Annotated in this window: 14 protein-coding genes; 10 read left to right on the top strand and 4 right to left on the bottom strand. The window is 73.1% G+C overall.

Annotated elements, in window-relative coordinates; genetic code table 11:
- Positions 1–168: 168 nt before the first annotated feature.
- The 3 genes from VE546_RS25485 to VE546_RS25475 form a co-directional block, all read right to left on the bottom strand.
- Positions 169–708 carry a GNAT family N-acetyltransferase gene (locus VE546_RS25485; protein ID WP_324926309.1) on the bottom strand — a complete coding sequence of 180 codons (540 nt, stop codon included), beginning with the start codon at positions 706–708 and terminating at the stop codon, positions 169–171.
- A 418-nt stretch (positions 709–1,126) separates the two neighbouring features.
- Positions 1,127–1,582 (bottom strand): DUF6228 family protein, encoded by a 456-nt coding sequence (locus VE546_RS25480; RefSeq protein WP_324926307.1) that lies wholly within the window; start codon positions 1,580–1,582, stop codon positions 1,127–1,129.
- A 222-nt stretch (positions 1,583–1,804) separates the two neighbouring features.
- Positions 1,805–2,236, bottom strand: coding sequence for a GNAT family N-acetyltransferase (locus tag VE546_RS25475; protein ID WP_324926345.1), 432 nt, complete (start codon positions 2,234–2,236; stop codon positions 1,805–1,807).
- A 1,077-nt stretch (positions 2,237–3,313) separates the two neighbouring features.
- Here VE546_RS25475 and VE546_RS25470 point away from each other — a divergent pair.
- From VE546_RS25470 to VE546_RS25435, 8 genes are all read left to right on the top strand, one after another.
- On the top strand, positions 3,314–4,516 hold the full coding sequence (locus VE546_RS25470) for an IS701 family transposase (RefSeq protein WP_324926305.1): 1,203 nt from the start codon (positions 3,314–3,316) through the stop codon (positions 4,514–4,516).
- A gap of 218 nt (positions 4,517–4,734) precedes the next feature.
- Complete coding sequence (locus tag VE546_RS25465) at positions 4,735–5,364, top strand: NAD(P)H-dependent oxidoreductase (protein WP_324926303.1); 630 nt, start codon at positions 4,735–4,737, stop codon at positions 5,362–5,364.
- 186 nt (positions 5,365–5,550) lie between these two features.
- On the top strand, positions 5,551–6,726 hold the full coding sequence (locus VE546_RS25460; protein ID WP_324926301.1) for a 3-deoxy-7-phosphoheptulonate synthase: 1,176 nt from the start codon (positions 5,551–5,553) through the stop codon (positions 6,724–6,726).
- Positions 6,727–6,814: 88 nt separating this feature from the next.
- Positions 6,815–7,585, top strand: coding sequence for a 2,3-dihydro-2,3-dihydroxybenzoate dehydrogenase (locus VE546_RS25455; RefSeq protein ID WP_324926299.1), 771 nt, complete (start codon positions 6,815–6,817; stop codon positions 7,583–7,585).
- Positions 7,586–7,627: 42 nt separating this feature from the next.
- Positions 7,628–8,251, top strand: a complete 624-nt coding sequence (locus VE546_RS25450) for an isochorismatase family protein (protein WP_324926297.1) — start codon at positions 7,628–7,630, stop codon at positions 8,249–8,251.
- Positions 8,248–10,233: an anthranilate synthase family protein gene (locus VE546_RS25445; RefSeq protein ID WP_324926295.1), complete on the top strand. Its 1,986-nt coding sequence runs from the start codon at positions 8,248–8,250 to the stop codon at positions 10,231–10,233. Before VE546_RS25450 ends, VE546_RS25445 begins: the two co-directional genes overlap by 4 nt.
- Positions 10,234–10,289: 56 nt before the next feature.
- The gene (locus VE546_RS25440) at positions 10,290–11,870 is read left to right on the top strand and encodes a class I adenylate-forming enzyme family protein (RefSeq protein WP_324926292.1); all 1,581 of its coding nucleotides are present in this window, start codon (positions 10,290–10,292) and stop codon (positions 11,868–11,870) included.
- A 37-nt stretch (positions 11,871–11,907) separates the two neighbouring features.
- Positions 11,908–13,473 carry an FAD-dependent monooxygenase gene (locus tag VE546_RS25435; RefSeq protein WP_324926290.1) on the top strand — a complete coding sequence of 522 codons (1,566 nt, stop codon included), beginning with the start codon at positions 11,908–11,910 and terminating at the stop codon, positions 13,471–13,473.
- Positions 13,474–13,563: 90 nt separating this feature from the next.
- On the opposite strand, the gene VE546_RS25430 is transcribed toward VE546_RS25435, so the two are convergent.
- A complete protein-coding gene (locus tag VE546_RS25430; RefSeq protein WP_324926288.1) occupies positions 13,564–15,042 on the bottom strand; it encodes a PLP-dependent aminotransferase family protein in 1,479 nt (492 codons plus the stop codon).
- A gap of 73 nt (positions 15,043–15,115) precedes the next feature.
- Here VE546_RS25430 and VE546_RS25425 point away from each other — a divergent pair, with 73 nt between their 5' ends.
- Positions 15,116–15,541 carry a carboxymuconolactone decarboxylase family protein gene (locus VE546_RS25425; protein WP_414720584.1) on the top strand — a complete coding sequence of 142 codons (426 nt, stop codon included), beginning with the start codon at positions 15,116–15,118 and terminating at the stop codon, positions 15,539–15,541.
- A 92-nt stretch (positions 15,542–15,633) separates the two neighbouring features.
- The gene (locus tag VE546_RS25420; protein WP_324926284.1) at positions 15,634–16,836 is read left to right on the top strand and encodes an MFS transporter; all 1,203 of its coding nucleotides are present in this window, start codon (positions 15,634–15,636) and stop codon (positions 16,834–16,836) included.
- Positions 16,837–16,901: the final 65 nt, after the last annotated feature.

Genomic DNA, 16,901 nt, shown 5'->3' with positions numbered 1-16,901 from the left:
ACCTTCCGTGCGGTGGGTGGCGCCTGGAGGTGGTACGGCCGGTGAGGGGCGCGGCGACGTACGAATATCGCAGCGCGCACGGTGGTGCGACAGGGCGATAACGAGACACGTGTGAACGGGCCGGCCGCGCGCTCCCCGAGCGGTGCGCACGGTGTGCCCCGGCGGCCGTCAGGAGGGAAGGCCGCCGGGGTGGCGGGGGCCGAGGAAGGCGATGACCCCCCTGCGGTCGGCCCCCGGGTGAGTGGCCTGGTGCCAGCCCAGGCGGCGGTAGAAACCGGCCGCGGCCCCGGCGCGCGCGGCGGTCAGCAGCCAGGAGCGGCCCTCCGGGGCTCCCGCGGTGACCGCGTCGAGGAGCGCCGCGCCCAGGCCGAGGCCGCGCGCCTCGCGGCGGACGGCGAGTTCGTCGACCTCCCGGGCGCCGCACAGCCAGTCGTCCGTGCGCTCGGGCCCGAGCGCGGCGGCGACGTGTGGGTAGCACCGCTCACGCGGGAAGGGCGACGGAGTGGTCCAGGCGACGGCGAAGCCGAGGACGGCGCCGCCGTCGACGGCCAGGGCGGCCGTGAATCCCGGACGTCCGGCGTCCGAGGCCAGCCGGTCCAGGTAGGCGTCGGCCATCGCCGGGTCCTCCTCCCACGGGGGAGAGCCGAACGCGTCGGCGTACACCTCCCGGACGCCGTCGTAGTACGGGGGAAGCCGCTCACCGGGCACCGTGCGGACGAGGGGCGCCGCCGGGCGGCCCCTCCGGGACGCCGTGACGGCGGTTCCGGTGCCGGACGACCGCGGCCCCGCCCGGTCCGGCGGTCCCTCCTCCCGGACGGGGGCCGTGCCGCTTCCGTCATGCGGCGCACCGGTTCCGGGCACGATTCGACGGCCTGCCACGAGCGCTCCCCTTCCGTGCCCTCTTCCGCATCCACGGTGTTCTTATTGCCATAGTGATGCAGTTGCAAGTAATTGGCAATAGTGGTGGGCGGGGGAGCTCGGGGTACGGCAGACCGCTGCCCGACGATCGGGGTGTGTCCGGTGAAGGGCTCCCCCGGGACGGCCAGGTCTCATCGAGCGGATCGCCACCACGCCCGATGCGGACGCCGCCTCGCCCGGTGGCGGCCCGACTGCGGGAGCCTTCCGGCTACTCCGTCACGCCCGCAAGGAACGCGTGCACTTCGGCGGCAGGGTTCCGCATGTCCTCGCCCGCCGCGTGCACCGTGGTGGCTTCGAAGTGCCATGCCTCGGAGGACGCACGGTCATGGAACCCCCAGGTCAGGTGGACGTGGCCGCCGGGACGGTGCTCAGCCGAGAGGGTCAGGTCGTAGCAGAGGGAGCACCAGGTGCGCACCCCTGTCCAGCCGCGGAAGTCTTCGGCAAGCGAGGAGAGGAAGAGGAGAGGAAGGTGTCGAGGCCGTCGCCGTCCCAGGTCCGCACCGAGGTCTCGACGCTCTCCAGGACCCGCAGGCCCCGACCGGGAAGTCGGGCGTCGGTTCGTCCTCCAACGGTCGTACCGGCCCCGGGAACAGCAGGCGAGCGGAACCGGACGCGGGACCTCCCCCCGGACGACCGGACCGCCGCAAGCGTCGTCGTCGACCATCCGAACAGGCTGAAAGACCCGGGACCGGTGATCGGCCGTCGCGCTCGGGACCGATGAGTTCGCGGCAGTGCTCGGGCAGTCCGTGGGCCCGGCCGCGACGGCCGGGGCGTCGAGGCGGGTTCTCCCCGGTGCGCGACGGTGTCGCCCCAGGTCCGGCCACACCGGCCAAGGACGGGTCCAGGACCGGTCCGAAGACGGCCGACGGCGGGGGAGAGCCACCGGTCAGGAGGTGACCTCGGCGGAGAAGTGCAGTGCGGAGATCACCAGCCGCTGGGAGTGGTAGAAGCGGTGGGCGGCCTGGTTCGTCACCCCCGAGTCGAGTTCCACGCGGACACATCCGGCGGCGCGCGCCCGCTCCTTCAGGGCGGTCAGGAGCCGGGCCCCGATGCCGCCGGAGCGCCGCTCGGGGTGGGTGACGAGGTCGTCGACGAAGAAGATCCGGCCCCGGCTCGTCGCCAGCACACGGTGGGTGGCCACGGCGAGGCACCGGTCCTGCTCGTCGTAGGCGGCGGTGAACACGAGCCCCTGGCCGTGCGCCTCCTTGGCGAAGGCGGCGAACGCCTCCGCCGACAGGCCGGGGCGCAGGGTACGGATCAGGGGTTCGACGTCGGTGCTCATGCGTATGTCGTCGGGCGTCACGTCCCGCAGGGTCATCGGCACGGCGTCATCCTAGGGGCGACGGCGTGACGGGCCAGTGGGGATCGAGACGACGGAAGCCGGGCGGTGAGACGGCCGGGGCGTGGGAGGGGCGCCCGGCCGTGACCGACTGCCGGGACCCCGAGGTGCCGCGGCGGTCCACGAGGCCGCACCCGACGGAGTCGGCCCGTGCACCGACACGACCCTGACGGAACCGGCCGAGCCGATCGGCGGCTTCGCCTCCCGCCTGCGGTCGGTGCCGGTCCGGCCGGGCGGTCACGCCGCCGTGCGCAGGAGCGACGGCTTCGACAACCCCCTCCCGGCCCGCGCGGTCGTGGGGACCGGCGCCGTTCCCGCACTGCTGCCGCCCGAGCCGGACGGCGACACGGTCGCCGGACCGCTGCGCCGGGCCGGCCGGCCCGTCCTGGTGACCGGCCGGGCCGAGCCGGGGAACTCGCTGCCCGCCGAGGCGCAGGAACCGTCCCGGCAGGTGCTGCTCGCGTCCGGGAAGGACGCGGGCACCACACCGCTTCGCCGCCCCTTTGGACTCCGGGCCCCGGGCCCGCGAGACGTACGGCCGGAGCACCACCGGTCCCCGGGGTGTGCGGGACGAATCCGCCCGGCACACCCCACCCCGCCGGTACAGGAGACCGACGGACAAGACGGCCCGGCTGTCCCCTTCCGGGCGTTGGACCGGGGACCCGGCCCGGAGGACGAGGGGCCCGGGAGCACACCGGCAAGCAGGTCGCCCGGGCCGGGGACGGCACGCGCACCGCCGAGGGGCCGGACGCGACGCGGGCCTCCCCGATCGCGGAGGAACCCCAGGTGAAGACAGGACCGTTCCGGCCATTTCGGCCCGCCGCAGGGCGTAGCTCGCCATTGGCGGATACCTTCCACCGCCGGATCGCGGAATTGAACATTCGAGCGGGTGGGCGGACGCCGTCTGCCTGGGCGTTTGCCGACCTTTGGCCCGCCCTTGGCCACCCCGTGTGAGCCTCCCAGGGCGCGCAGGTGGCCGGATCGTTGCTCCGGTCCCCGTCTGCGCACCACACCGGCAGATCTCGCAGGGGCCGTAATCGGCCAAGGGGGACCCGCATGATACGTACGATCCCGCAGCCTGATCACATCGACCACGTACTCCGGGAAGCCCCGGAACCGGCCGTGACGGGACACCGCCCGCACAGCGGAATCCGCGACGGACTGCTCCTGGCGCTCGGCCCGGAACTGTTCTCCTCGATGCCCCGCCGCGACCAGCGCACCAAGGGCATGACCTACCTGCGAGGTCTGCTGGAGGCCAGGGGACGCAAGTCCATCCGCAACATCGCCGCACTCTTCGGCGGCGATGCCATCGAGCAGAGCCTCCACCACTTCATCGTCAGCTCCACCTGGGACTGGGCGCCGGTGCGCCGCGCCCTGGCCCAGCACGTGGAACGGATCGCACAGCCCCAGGCGTACGTCGTCCACCCGTTGATCATCCGCAAGGCGGGGGAGACCTCCGTGGGCGTGGAACGGCGCTTCGTGCCGGCGCTCGGACAGGTGGTCAACGCCCAGCGGGCGGTGGGCGTGTGGGCCGCCGCGCCGGACTGGAGCAGCCCGCTGAACTGGCGGCTGCAACTGTCCCACAGATGGCTGGCGGACCGGCGCCAGCGCCGCCAGGCGTCCATACCCGAGACCGAGGCGCCGGAGAGCCTCGACCAGTGCTCGGTCCGGGCCTACCAGGAACTGATCAAGAAGTGCCGGCTGCCGATCCGGCCGGTGGTGATGGACGCCCGCGAGACGGACGTCGCCGCGGTCGTCGAACGGCTGCGCGCCGTGGACACCCCGATGCTGCTGCGCATCGACGGCGCCCAGCGGCTGACCGTGGAGGAACCCGCGTTCCCGCGCCGCGGTGTCAGCATGACGGCGGAGCAGGTCATGTCGATGGCCTGGCACATGCGGCGGCCGGGCGAGGAACTCTCGCCGCCCAGCCCGGTGGTCGCCATCCGGGTCGCCCTGTCCACCCCCGCACGCCGCGCCGGCCGGTCCGACAACACGCTGCTGCTGATGGGCGTGGCCGAACACGGCCACTGGCCCGCGGAACTGTGGCTCACCGACCTCACCTCGCTGAGCGTCGGCGAACTGCTCCAGTTGTCCGCTCTCGCCCACCGCGTGGAGCGGGACCTCGCGGAGGTCACTGACCGGGTCGGCATCCGGGACTTCTCGGGACGCTCCTTCGCCGGATGGCACCGGCACGCCACGCTCGCCTCCGCCGCTCACGTCATCGCCATGCTGAGCGACCGGATGAGCGGCTTCTGCTGACCGGAACCGGCCGGCCGGCGCCGCCGGCCCCGCCGGCCACCGCTCCCGGGAGACTCCGTCAGGTCGCGGCCCGCCACCCGGAGCGGACCTGACGGACCCGGAAGACGGATCTGACGGACTGATCCGGCCAGTTGACGGATGCCCCCGGAGGCCGTTGGCCGGAGTCCATGCCCCCCAACAGGATCCAACCGAACCGACCGCCAAGGGAGTTTCTGCACATGACGAACGTCGCCGTCATCTACTACTCGTCCCAGGGGAACGTGCACAAGCTCGCCGTCGCCGCCGCCGCGGCGGCCGAGAAGGCGGGCGCCGAGGTGCGGCTGCGCAGGACGGCCGAACTGACGTCCGAGACGATCGTCCCGGGCAACGAGAGCTGGAACAAGGCGTGGGCGGAGCACCTGGAGGCCGTCAAGGACATCCCCGAAGCCGCTCTCGAGGACCTGGAGTGGGCCGACGCGGTGCTCTGGGGCACCCCCGGGCGCTACGGGCTGCCCGCCGCGTCGCTCAAGCAGTTCATCGACCTGACCCTCCCGCTGCACATGCGGCGCGGGCTGGTCAACAAGGTGATGTCGTCCTTCACCTCCACCGCCACGCTGCACGGCGGTCAGGAGAGCACCATCCTGGCCCTCAACAACGCCTTCTACCACTGGGGTTCGATCATCGTCCCGCCCGGCGTGGCCGACCCGATCCAGCTGGCCCCCACCAACGGCAACCCGTACGGCGTGAGCAGCGTTTCGCGCAACGAGGCCGGCAACGTCGACGACGACAACCTGGCCGCCATCGAGTACCAGGCCCGCCGCACCGTGGAGATCGCCACGGCGCTCCGCCGGGGACTGCAGGACGCCTGACCCGGTACGTGCGGGGGGTTCCGTGGGGGCACAGACTGCCCTCCGCGGAACCCCCCGAAGCCCCGGGACTGCCGCATTCGCCGCCGCACCCCCTGCCCCAAGCCGGCGGGAACCGCGGGCCCGCTCCCCGTCCATCGCACGGCACGCCCCCGTACGGCCGGCCGTGTCCGTCTTCCCGGAGGCACCGTGGAGAACGCCCTGCTCGACATCCGGCTGAAACCCGCGCTGCAGCAGCCGGAGTGGGAGGACCCCTCGCAAGTGGAGCGGGTCAGGAAGGAACTCGCCGCCCGCAGCCCGCTGGTGACCGGTGACGACGTACGCCGTTTCAGGTCCCTGCTGGCCCGGGTCGCCGCCGGCGAGGCCCATGTGATCCAGGCGGGCGACTGCGCCGAGGACCCGGCCGAGTGCACCGCCGAGCACGTCGCCCGCAAGGCCGCCGTGCTCGACCTGCTGGCCGGCGCGCTGCGCCTGATCACCCGCAGGCCCGTGCTGCGGGTGGGCCGCATCGCGGGCCAGTACGCCAAGCCGCGCTCGCGGCCCACCGAAGTCGTCGACGGCGTCGAACTGCCCGTCTACCGCGGCCACATGGTCAACGGCCCCGAACCCGACGCCGACAGCCGCCGCCCGGACCCGCTGCGGCTGCTCACCGGATACATGGCCGCCCGCGACGTGATGGGCCACCTGGGCCGGCAGCCCGGCGGAGCCGCCGGCCCGGGCATCGACCCGCCGGTGTGGACCAGCCACGAGGCGCTGCTCCTGGACTACGAGGTGCCCATGCTGCGCCGGGACGAGGCCGGCCGGCTGCTGCTGACCTCCACGCACTGGCCGTGGATCGGCGAACGCACCCGGCAGGTCGACGGCGCGCACGTCGCGCTGCTCGCCGAGGTCGCCAACCCGGTCGCCTGCAAGGTCGGGCCCGGCATGACGCCCGGTGAACTGCTCGCCCTGTGCGAGCGGCTCGACCCGCACCGCGAGCCGGGCCGGCTCACCCTGATCGCCCGCATGGGCGCCGACCACGTCGCCGACGCGCTGCCGCCCCTGGTGACCGCGGTACGGGAAGCGGGACACCCCGTGATCTGGCTGACCGACCCCATGCACGGCAACACCGTCACAGCCCGTGACGGCGTCAAGACCCGGTTCGTGGAGACCGTCGAGCGCGAGGTCGTGGCCTTCCACCGCGCGGTGACCTCCGCGGGGGGCGTCGCCGGCGGCCTCCACCTGGAGACCACCCCCGACGCCGTCACCGAGTGCGTCTCCGACGCGTCCGCCGCTGACCGCGTCGGACCGGTCTACACCACCTTCTGCGACCCCCGGCTCAACCCGGGCCAGGCCGTCTCCGTGGTCTCGGCCTGGGGCCGGTGACCGTACGCCGCGCCCCGGTGCCCGCACCGGCGGGACCGGAGGCACGGCACCGCCCGCCCGCACTGCACGGATGGAGGCTCGGGAAGACATGGACAACACCATCGCCCTCGTCACCGGCGCGGCCGGAGGCATCGGCAGCGCCGTGGTGCACGCGCTGGCGGAGCGCGGCGCCGTCGTGGCCGCCGTCGACCGTGACGCGGAACCGCTGGAGCAGATGGCCGGCAAGCTCACCGCGGACGGGCTGGAGGTCGCCGCGTACCCCGCGGACGTCACGCGCAGCGACGACGTGGAGCGCGTGGTGGAGGCGGTCGAACGGGACCTCGGTCCGGTCGAGCACCTGGTCAACGCCGCGGGCGTGCTGCGCCTCGGCGAGGCCGTCGGCTTCAGCGACGACGACTGGAACGTCACCTTCGCGGTCAACGCGACCGGCGTCTTCCACGTCTCCCGCGCCGTCGTGCGCCGCATGAAGCGGCGCGGACGCGGCAGCGTCGTCACCGTCGCCTCCAATGCGGCCGGAACCCCCCGTACGGAGATGGCGGCCTACGCCGCGTCCAAGGCCGCGGCGACGATGTTCACCAAGAGCCTCGGCCTGGAGGTCGCCCGGTACGGCATCCGCTGCAACGTCGTCGCGCCGGGCTCCACCGACACGCCCATGCTCAGCTCCATGTGGAAGGACGAGTCCGGCCCGCGCAGGACGATCGAGGGCCGGCCGGAGGCCTTCAAGGTGGGCATCCCCCTCGCCAAAATCGCCCGGCCGTCCGACATCGCCGACGCCGTCGTCTTCCTGCTCTCCGACCGGGCGTCGCACATCACGCTGCACAGCCTCACCGTCGACGGCGGCGCCACCCTGGGCGGCTGACCACGCCGCCACCGGACCACACCCGAGCAACGAGAGGACGCCATGGCCGGCATCCCGACCATCGAGCCCTATCCGATGCCGACGGCCGGGGACCTGCCCGCCAACACCGCCCCGTGGGCCGTCGACCCGGCACGTGCCGTGCTGCTCGTCCACGACATGCAGCGCTTCTTCCTGGCGCCGCTGCCCCCCGAACTCCGCGCCCACCTGGTGGACAACGTCGCCCTGCTGCGGGAGCGGTGCGCCGAACTGGGCGTGCCGGTGGCCTACACGGCCCAGCCCGGCGGCATGACGGACGAGCAGCGGGGCCTGCTGAAGGACTTCTGGGGGCCGGGCATGCGGGCCGCCCCCGCCGACCGGGAGGTCGCCGGACCGGTCGCCCCGCGGCCGGGGGACTGGATGCTCACCAAGTGGCGCTACAGCGCCTTCTTCAACACCGACCTGCTCGACCGCATGCGCGCCTGCGGACGGGACCAGCTCGTCGTCTGCGGCGTCTACGCGCACATCGGCGTCCTGGCCACGGTCGTCGAGGCGTTCAGCAACGACATCGAGACCTTCCTGGTCGCCGACGCCGTCGCCGACTTCTCCCAGGACGACCACCGGATGGCCCTCGCCTACGCCGCCCGGCGCTGCGCCGTGCTCACCACCGCCAAGGAGACTTTCGCATGACCGGCTCCCGCAGGGGCCCGCAGGCCCCGGACCTGCTCGACGAGGTGCTCGCCCCGCGGCCGCGGCCCTTCGCCGTGCTGTACCGGCCCGAGGCCACCGGTCCCGGTGTGCTGGACGTCCTGGTCGGCGAGGTGTCCAGGCCGGCGACGCTCGCCGACGTGCCGCTGCCCGGGGCCGACGGCACCCCGGCCGGGCCCCCGGGCCGGCACGACACCCTGGTCGTCATGCCGTACCGGCAGATCGCCGAGCGCGGTTTCGCCGCGCCCGACGACGGAGCCCCGCTGATCGCGCTCACCGTCACCGAGCAGGACACCGTGCCGCTCGCCGAGGCGGTGGCCCGGATCGGGGACCGGCCGATCCGGCTCGGCGGCGGACGGTTCGACGTGGACGACGACGCGTACGCGGACGTGGTGCGCCGCGTCATCGCCGACGAGATCGGCCAGGGGGTGGGCGCCAACTTCGTCATCAAGCGGTCCTTCACCGCCGAGATCACCGACTACGGGCCGCGCAGCGCCCTCACCCTGTTCAGGCGGCTGCTGGAGCAGGAGTCGGGCGGCTACTGGACGTTCGTCGTCCACACCGGCGACCGCACGTTCGTCGGCGCCACCCCGGAGCGGCACATCAGCGTCCGCGGCGGCACGGCCGTGATGAACCCCATCAGCGGCACCTACCGCTACCCGCCCACCGGCCCCACCCTGCCGGAGGTGATGGAGTTCCTCGCCGACCGCAAGGAGGCCGACGAGCTCTACATGGTCGTCGACGAGGAGCTCAAGATGATGGCGCGGATCTGCGACGGCGGCGGGCGGGTCACCGGCCCCTACCTGAAGGAGATGGCGCGCCTCGCGCACACCGAGTACTTCATCGAGGGCCGCACCACGCGCGACCCCCGCGAGATCCTGCGCGAGACCATGTTCGCCCCGACCGTCACCGGCAGTCCGCTGGAGAGCGCCTGCCGCGTCATCGAGCGGTACGAGCCCGAGGGCCGCGGCTACTACAGCGGCGTCGTCGCCCTCATCGGCCGCGACGGGCACGGCGCCCGCGAGCTGGACTCCGCCATCCTCATCCGCACCGCCGACATCGACGCCGCCGGGCGGGTCCGGATCGGCGTCGGCGCCACGCTGGTGCGCCACTCCGACCCGGCGTCGGAGGTCGCCGAGACCCGCGCCAAGGCCTCCGGGCTGATCGACGCCCTGCGCGCGGACGGCACCACCCGCTTCGCGGACCATCCCGACGTACGGTCCGCGCTGGCCCGCCGCAACGACAGGATCGCCGGGTTCTGGCTGGCCGGTGAGGCGGAGCGGTCCCGCCCCCGGCACGCGCCGGCCGGACGGCGGGTGCTGGTCGTGGACGCCGAGGACACCTTCACCGCGATGATCGGGCACCAACTGCGGTCCATGGGCCTGTCCGTGGCGGTCCGCCGCTTCGACGAGCCGTACTCCTTCGACGGGCACGACCTGATCGTCATGGGGCCCGGCCCCGGCGACCCGCGCGACACCGGGCATCCCAAGATCGCCCACCTGCGCGACGCGGTCCGCCGGCTGCTCGGCGAGCGGCGGCCGTTCCTCGCCGTCTGCCTCAGCCACCAGGTGCTCGCCCGGGAGCTGGGCCTCCCGCTCGTCCGCCGGACCGTGCCCAACCAGGGCGCGCAGCGGAAGATCGACCTGTTCGGCTCCCCGGAGCGCGTCGGCTTCTACAACACCTTCGCCGCCCGCAGCACCGAGGACAAGTTCGAGTGCGCCGGGGTCGGCGTGATCGAGGTGAGCCGCGACCCGGGGAACGGCGAGGTGCACGCCCTGCGCGGCCCGCATTTCGCATCCGTTCAATTCCATCCGGAATCGGTTCTCACGCAGGACGGCGTCCGCATCGTCGGCGGACTTCTGGCCGGATTCCCGGGCTGTGGCGACCTGACGGAAAAAAGATCCTTTCACGGCGATGTGACGGATCCGGAAAAGCGGTCTTCTTTTGCCCTCGGGACTTCCTGAAAACTTATTCCCGTAAATTGACCGCTGTTTCGGAAAACGACCTGGGGGCGACGTCTATGCTTCCTGTCCAGTCCAGCGACAAGGGTCTCTACATGGGCCTCGTGGCCGAGCAGGCCGCAGTCGAACACGGCGACCAGCTCATCATTCTCGACCACGACCTGGGCCTGCTCCCGGACGTCGGCCGGCGGATGACCTTCGCCCAGCTCGCCGAGTACATCGACGACACGGCGGCCAGGCTGCATGCGGCGGGAATCCGCCGCGGCGAGCACGTCGCCATTCACAAGTCCAACGGATTCGACATCAACATCCTTTCCTGCGCGGTTTCCCGGCTCGGCGCGGTTCCGGTGCAGCTTTCCCCCGCGCTGGACGCGGACAGCGTCGTCGCACTGCTGCGGCGGCTGGGCCGCCCGTACCTCGTCACCGACACGGCGAAGCTGGACGGCCCGTTCGCCGGCACCCCGCTGGGCGAGATCGCCGACGAGGTGATCATCGTCGCCGGGTCGCGTCCCGGCACCGTGTCGCTGTCCGACCTCGCCGGCGCGCCCCGGCAGGAGCCGGTCGTGCCGCACCCGGACCTGCCCGCGCTCATGACCCACACCTCCGGCACGACGGGCCTGCCCAAGCTGGTGGTCCACTCGGCCCGCACCCTGCACGGCCGCTACCGCCCGCAGGCCAAGCTGTTCGACATGATCCGCGAGCGGGAGACCGTGGCGCTCCACGTCTCCTACGTCCACTCGCGGATGCCGCTGGCGCTGGCCGTGCTGCTGCCCCGGGGCAACCGCATGGTCATCATGAACGACGCGGACCCGCAGAAGGCCGCCGAGCTGTGGGCCGAGACCCGGCCCGGCTTCATCGAGTCCCACCCCAACTCCTTCATGGAGTGGGAGGCGCTGGTCGACCACCCGCTCAAGCCGCTGGCCAACGTGAAGTACTTCAGCACCACGTTCGACGCCATCCACCCGAGCACCATGCACAAGCTGCTGCACGCCACCGAGCGCAGCTCGCCGCTCTTCTACCAGATCTACGGGCAGAGCGAGACCGGCCCGCTGGTCGGCCGCGCCTTCACCCGGAAGACGGCGCTGGGCGCCGACGGCCGCTGCCAGGGCCACGCCTTCCCCGGCGACACCAAGTTCAAGCTGGTGAGCCGGAACGGCAAGGAGGTGACCCGGGAGAACCCCGGCTACATCGACGTGCAGGCCGCCGGCCGGGCGCTCGGGTACTTCGGGGAGCGCGAGCGCTACGACGCCCAGGTGCACGGCGGCTGGTGGCGCGGCATGGACCTCGGGTACCGCACCGAGGAGGGCTGCCTGCACCTGCTCGACCGCGAGGTGGACTCCATCCCGGGCATCGCCTCCACCCTGGAGATCGAGGACACCGTCCTGGGCCGGCTGGACGAGCTGACCGAGCTGGTCGTCGTACCCGGCCCGGACCGGGAGCCCGTGCCGGTGCTGTGCACCCGCGAGGACCTGCCGCTGGACCGGGAGCGCTGGGAGAAGGCGACCGCCGAGTGGCCGCAGCTCGCGGAGCCCGTGCAGATGAAGATCACGGAGCTGCCGCGCACCGCCACGATGAAGGTGCAGCGGATCGAGCTCGCCGCCCGCCTGAGCCGCCGCACCGTCGTCGGACAGCGGTCCTGACCGCCCGCGGCCCGGCGACGGAGAGGAGGACACGCAGATGACCGACGGCGATGCCGACGTCCTGGTCGTCGGAGGCGGCCCCACCGGGCTGCTGGCCGCGTGCGAGCTGCTGCGCCGCGGCGTCCGCGTCAGGATCGTCGACCGGGCGGCGGAGCCCGCGCGAGTGCCCAAGGCCCTGTCGCTGTGGCCGAGGGTGCGGGACATCCTGACGGACCTGGGCGTGGGCGAGGAGATCCGGCGCGCCTCGATCCCCGTCCGCGCGTTCCGCTACTTCTCCGACCGCAGACCGGTCGCCTCCCTCACCTTCACGGATGACCTGGCGGCCCGTCAGCTTCCCCAGTACGAGACGGAGCGGATCCTGACCGAGCGGCTGCACTCGCTCGGCGGGAAGGTCGAGCGCGGCGTACGGCTGCTGTGCCTGGACGACGTGGACTTCTCCGGGCGGATCGAGCCCGGGGGCACGGTCACCGCCGTCCTCGAGCACGGCGACGGAGCGGTGGAGCGGTTCGCCGTGCCCTTCGTCGTCGGCGCCGACGGCGCCGGCAGCGCGGTGCGGGGCCAGTTGGGCATCGGCTTCGAGGGCACCACGTACGAGATGGCGTTCGCGCTCGTCGACACGCACATCGAGGGCCGGCTGCCCCCGGACGAGATCGCCTACTACCAGACCACCGGCGGCACCCTGGTGGTCGTGCCGCAGCCCGCGGGCGTGTTCCGCTTCCTGTCGGTGATGCCCGAGGGCGGCACCATGTCCCGCGAGGCCATGCAGGAGATCATCGACACCCGCGGCCCGCGCGGCGTGCGGATCACCGAGCCGGTGTGGGAGACCGTCTTCCGGGTGCACGCGCGCCGGGCCACCGGCTTCCGGCGCGGCCGGGTCTTCCTCGCCGGGGACTCCGCGCACGTGCACAGCCCGGCCGGCGGGCAGGGCATGAACAACGGCCTGCAGGACGCCCACAACCTCGCCTGGAAGCTGGCCGCCGTCCTCCAGGGGCGCTCCCCGGCGTCCCTGCTGGACAGCTACGGCACGGAACGCGCCGAGGCCACGCGCCGCATCGTCCGGGACACCGACCTGCACACCCGCGCGCTGACCGCACGCACCCCCGGCCGGGTCCGCGTCCGCGACACGGCGTTCCGGCTGCTGGACCGCTCCGGAGCCGCGGCCCGGCTGTACGCGCCGGTCATGGCCGGACGGCGGCTCGCCTACGCCCCGGAGCGGGACACCCAGCAGCCCGCCGGCCGGAGCTGCCGGATACGGGGCCGGATCCCGGGGGCGGCCGGGCCGGGCGCGGTGTTCCCGCGCGACGCGGCCCTGGCGCTCGGCACGGCGGGCCCGGACGCGGACCCGACGGCGTGGACCCTGCTGCTCCGGCCGCCTGTCGGCGACGGCCGCTGGCTGACCGAGACGGGCCACATCGTGGCCAGGTGGCCGCAACTCCGCGTCCTCCACCCGGCGTCGGGCGCGGTCGGCGGACACGGCGTCTGCGGGCGCCCCGGCTACCACCTGATCCGCCCGGACGGCCACATCGCCGCACACGGCCACGCGGCGGACCTGGACCGCCTGGAGACCGAACTCGCCCTCGCGCTCACACCGGGGGTGCGCTGACGCGCCCGCGGCACGGTGAGCCGCACGGCGTCCACCCGACGGCCGGACCCCGTCACGCCGGGTCCGGCCGTCGGCGTGCCGCCGGCCCCGTCACGGGAGGGGGCGTCCGTCCTGGGGCGGGTCGTCCTGGGGCGGGTCCGGCAGGGCCAGGCACAGCGCGTCCAGGGCCGCCGCGAAGGCGTGGTCCGGTGGGGTGCCGTAGCCGATGACCAGGCCGTCGCGCGGCGGCATCGCGCTGTCGGGGTGGCGGTAGGGCCGCAGGCCGTCGAGGGCCAGCCCCTGGCGGCGGGCCGCGCGCAGGGCCGCGTCCTCGGTGTTCTCCGGCAGTTCGAGGACGGCGTGCAGCCCGGCCGATATGCCGCTGACCTTGATGTGCGGGGCGCGTTCGGCGAGCGTGCCGACCAGTTGGTCGCGCCGGCGCCGGTACTGCTGCCGCATGCGGCGCAGATGCCGGTCGTAGGCGCCGCAGGCGATGAAGTCGGCCAGGGTGAGCTGGTCGACGACGCCCGACCACATCTCCCGCGGCCCCTTGGCGGCGAGGATGTCGTCGACCAGCCAGCCCGGCACCGCCATCCAGCCGAGCCGCAGCGCCGGCGACAGGCTCTTGCTGGCGGAGCCGATGTAGACGACCCGGTCGGGGTCCAGCCCCTGGACCGCGCCGACCGGCTGCCGGTCGTAGCGGAACTCGCCGTCGTAGTCGTCCTCGACGAGCAGCCCGCCGCAGGAGCGGGCCCAGTCGATGACCGCCGCCCGGCGTTCCGGATGCAGCGGACCGCCGGTGGGGAACTGGTGCGCGGGCGTGAGCAGGACGGTCCTGGCGCCGGTGGCGGGCAACTCGTCGATCCGGGCCCCGCTGGAGTCGACCGTGAGCGGGACGGTGCGCAGGCCCGCCTCCTCGATCAGGTCCCGGTGGAAGTCCAGCCCGTAGGACTCCACCGCGACCGAGCCCTCCAGCACGCTGCCCAGCAGCTTCAGCGCGTGGGCGAAGCCGGAGCAGATCACGATGCGGTCGGGTTCGGTGCGCACGCCCCTGGCGCGCGCCAGGTACTCCGCGAGCGTCTCGCGCAGCTCGGGCCTGCCGCGCGCGTCGCCCACGCCGAAGGCGTCGCTGGGGGCCGCCGCGAGGGCCCGGCGCGCGGAGGCGAGCCACGCGGAACGCGGGAAGGCGGCGGCGTCGGGGGAACTCGGCATCAGGTCGTGCAGGACGCGCCGGCGGGTCCGGCGCCGCGGGCCGCGCGCCTGGTCCGGGTGGAGCGGTGCGGCCCGCCGGGCGACCCGCGTGCCGGAACCCTGGCGGGCGGAGAGCCAGCCCTCCTCGACGAGTTCGGCGTAGGCGTCGGCGACGGTGTTGCGGGCGATGCCCAGGTCCTGGGCGAGGCTGCGGTAGGGGGGCAATCGGGTGCCGGGGGCGAGCCGGCCGGAGCGGATGGCCTCGCGCAGGGCGTGCATGAGCTGGCCGCGCAGGCTTCCCTCCCCGGAAAGTTCCAGGTGGAGGTCGGTTCCCGCGGTCTGCCCGGGCTCGCCTCCCAGGGCCTCCGGCTCCGGAGCATTGACCCATGTTTTTGCCATGAAAATGCACCATACCTTGGGTCGCTTCCGCGCCTAAGGTCAAGGCATGACAACGTTTCAGGTGCCTCAGCGCATGAACTTCTCCACCGTCGCCCCCAAGGTCTTCAAGGCCGTCCTGGCCCTCGACGCCGCGGCCCGCGAGGGGCTCGACCCCGTCCTGCTCGAGCTGGTGCAGATCCGCGCCTCGCAGATCAACCGCTGCGCGTACTGCATCGACTACCACACCACCGACGCCCGCAAGGCCGGTGAGACGGAGGAGCGGATCTACCAGCTCTCCGCGTGGGAGGAGTCGAGCCTCTTCACCGAGAAGGAGCGCGCCGCCCTGGCGCTGACCGAGGCCGTCACCCTGCTGCCGCAGGGCGTGTCGGACGAGGTGTACGAGGAGGCCGCGAAGCACTTCGACGAGAAGGAGCTCGCCCAGCTCATCGCACTCATCTTCACCGTCAACACCTGGAACCGGATGAACGTCACCACGCGCAAGACGCCCGGTACCGAGTGATCCCCACATTCCCCGCGGGCGGTGGCCGACCCACCGGGGCCACCGCCCGCGGCATGCCATGACCTCATTCCTGACGAAGGGCTGATGCAGCCGTGACCACCGTCGACACACCGGTGTCAGCCGACCCCGGCCGTTCGCCCGTCAAGGGCTGGTTCGCCGTCCTCGCGGTGACCCTGGGCATCTTCTCCCTGATGACCTCCGAACTGCTGCCCGTGGGACTGCTCACCCCGGTCGGCACCGCCCTGGACGTCTCCGAGGGCACCGCGGGCCTGATGGTGACCGTTCCCGGCCTGGTCGCCGCCGTCGCGGCGCCCCTGGTGACCGTGGCCACCGGCCGCATCGACCGCCGCATCGTGCTGGCGGTCCTGATCGGTCTGGTGGGCGCGGCCAACCTGGCCTCCGCGTTCGCGACCAGCTTCGCGGTCGTCCTGGTCGCCCGTTTCCTGATCGGCATCAGCGTCGGCGGCTTCTGGTCCATCGCCGGAGGCATCGCGCTGCGCCTGGTGCCGGAGAAGCACGTCCCCCGTGCCACCGCCGTCATCTTCGGCGGTGTGGAGACCGCGTCCGTCCTGGGCGTCCCCACCGGCACCATGATCGGTGACCTCAGCGGCTGGCGCACCGCGTTCGCCGCCGTGGGCATCCTCGGACTGGTCTCCCTGGCCTGCATGCTCTTCCTGATGCCGAAGGTGCCGGCCGAGCAGACCATCACCTTCGCGGACCTGCCGAAGGTCTGGAAGGGCAACGCCGGCGTCCGGGCCGGTATCGCCATCACCTTCCTGGTGATCACCGGCCACTTCCTGGCCTACACGTTCGTCCGGCCGATCCTCCAGGACGACGGCATCGACGACAACATGATCGGCGCGCTGCTGCTCACCTTCGGCGTCGCCGGCATCTGCGGCAACTTCATCGCCGGAGCGCTCATCGCCAAGCGGCTGCGGCAGACCGTCGTGGGCATCTCCGTGGTCCTCACCGCGGCCATGGTGCTCGTCGCGCTCGTCGACACCAACATCGTCACCGCGGGCGCCCTCATGATCCTGTGGGGCCTGGGCTACGGCGCGGTGCCGGTCACCTTCCAGACCTGGATCCTCGACGCCGCACCGGACGCGACCGAGGCCGCCTCCTCGCTGTACGTCTCTACGTTCAACCTGTCCATCGCGCTCGGCGCGCTCTTCGGCGGCTTCGCCGTCGACGGCATCGGCACCGTCAGCGTGCTGTGGATCGGCGCCGCGCTCGCGATCCTGACGCTGCTCGTGGTGAACGGCGCCCGCCGCACCGCCGCCGCCTCCGCGAAGTAGCCGAGGGACCGCCCGGGCAGCTCCCCGAACGGCCCGCCCTCCGTCTCCGAGTCCCCCGCGGACGG

Origin of the sequence: Streptomyces sp., from assembly GCF_035644915.1 — a bacterium.
Taxonomy (GTDB): domain Bacteria; phylum Actinomycetota; class Actinomycetes; order Streptomycetales; family Streptomycetaceae; genus Streptomyces.
This window is presented reverse-complemented; position numbering and strand designations above follow the sequence as displayed.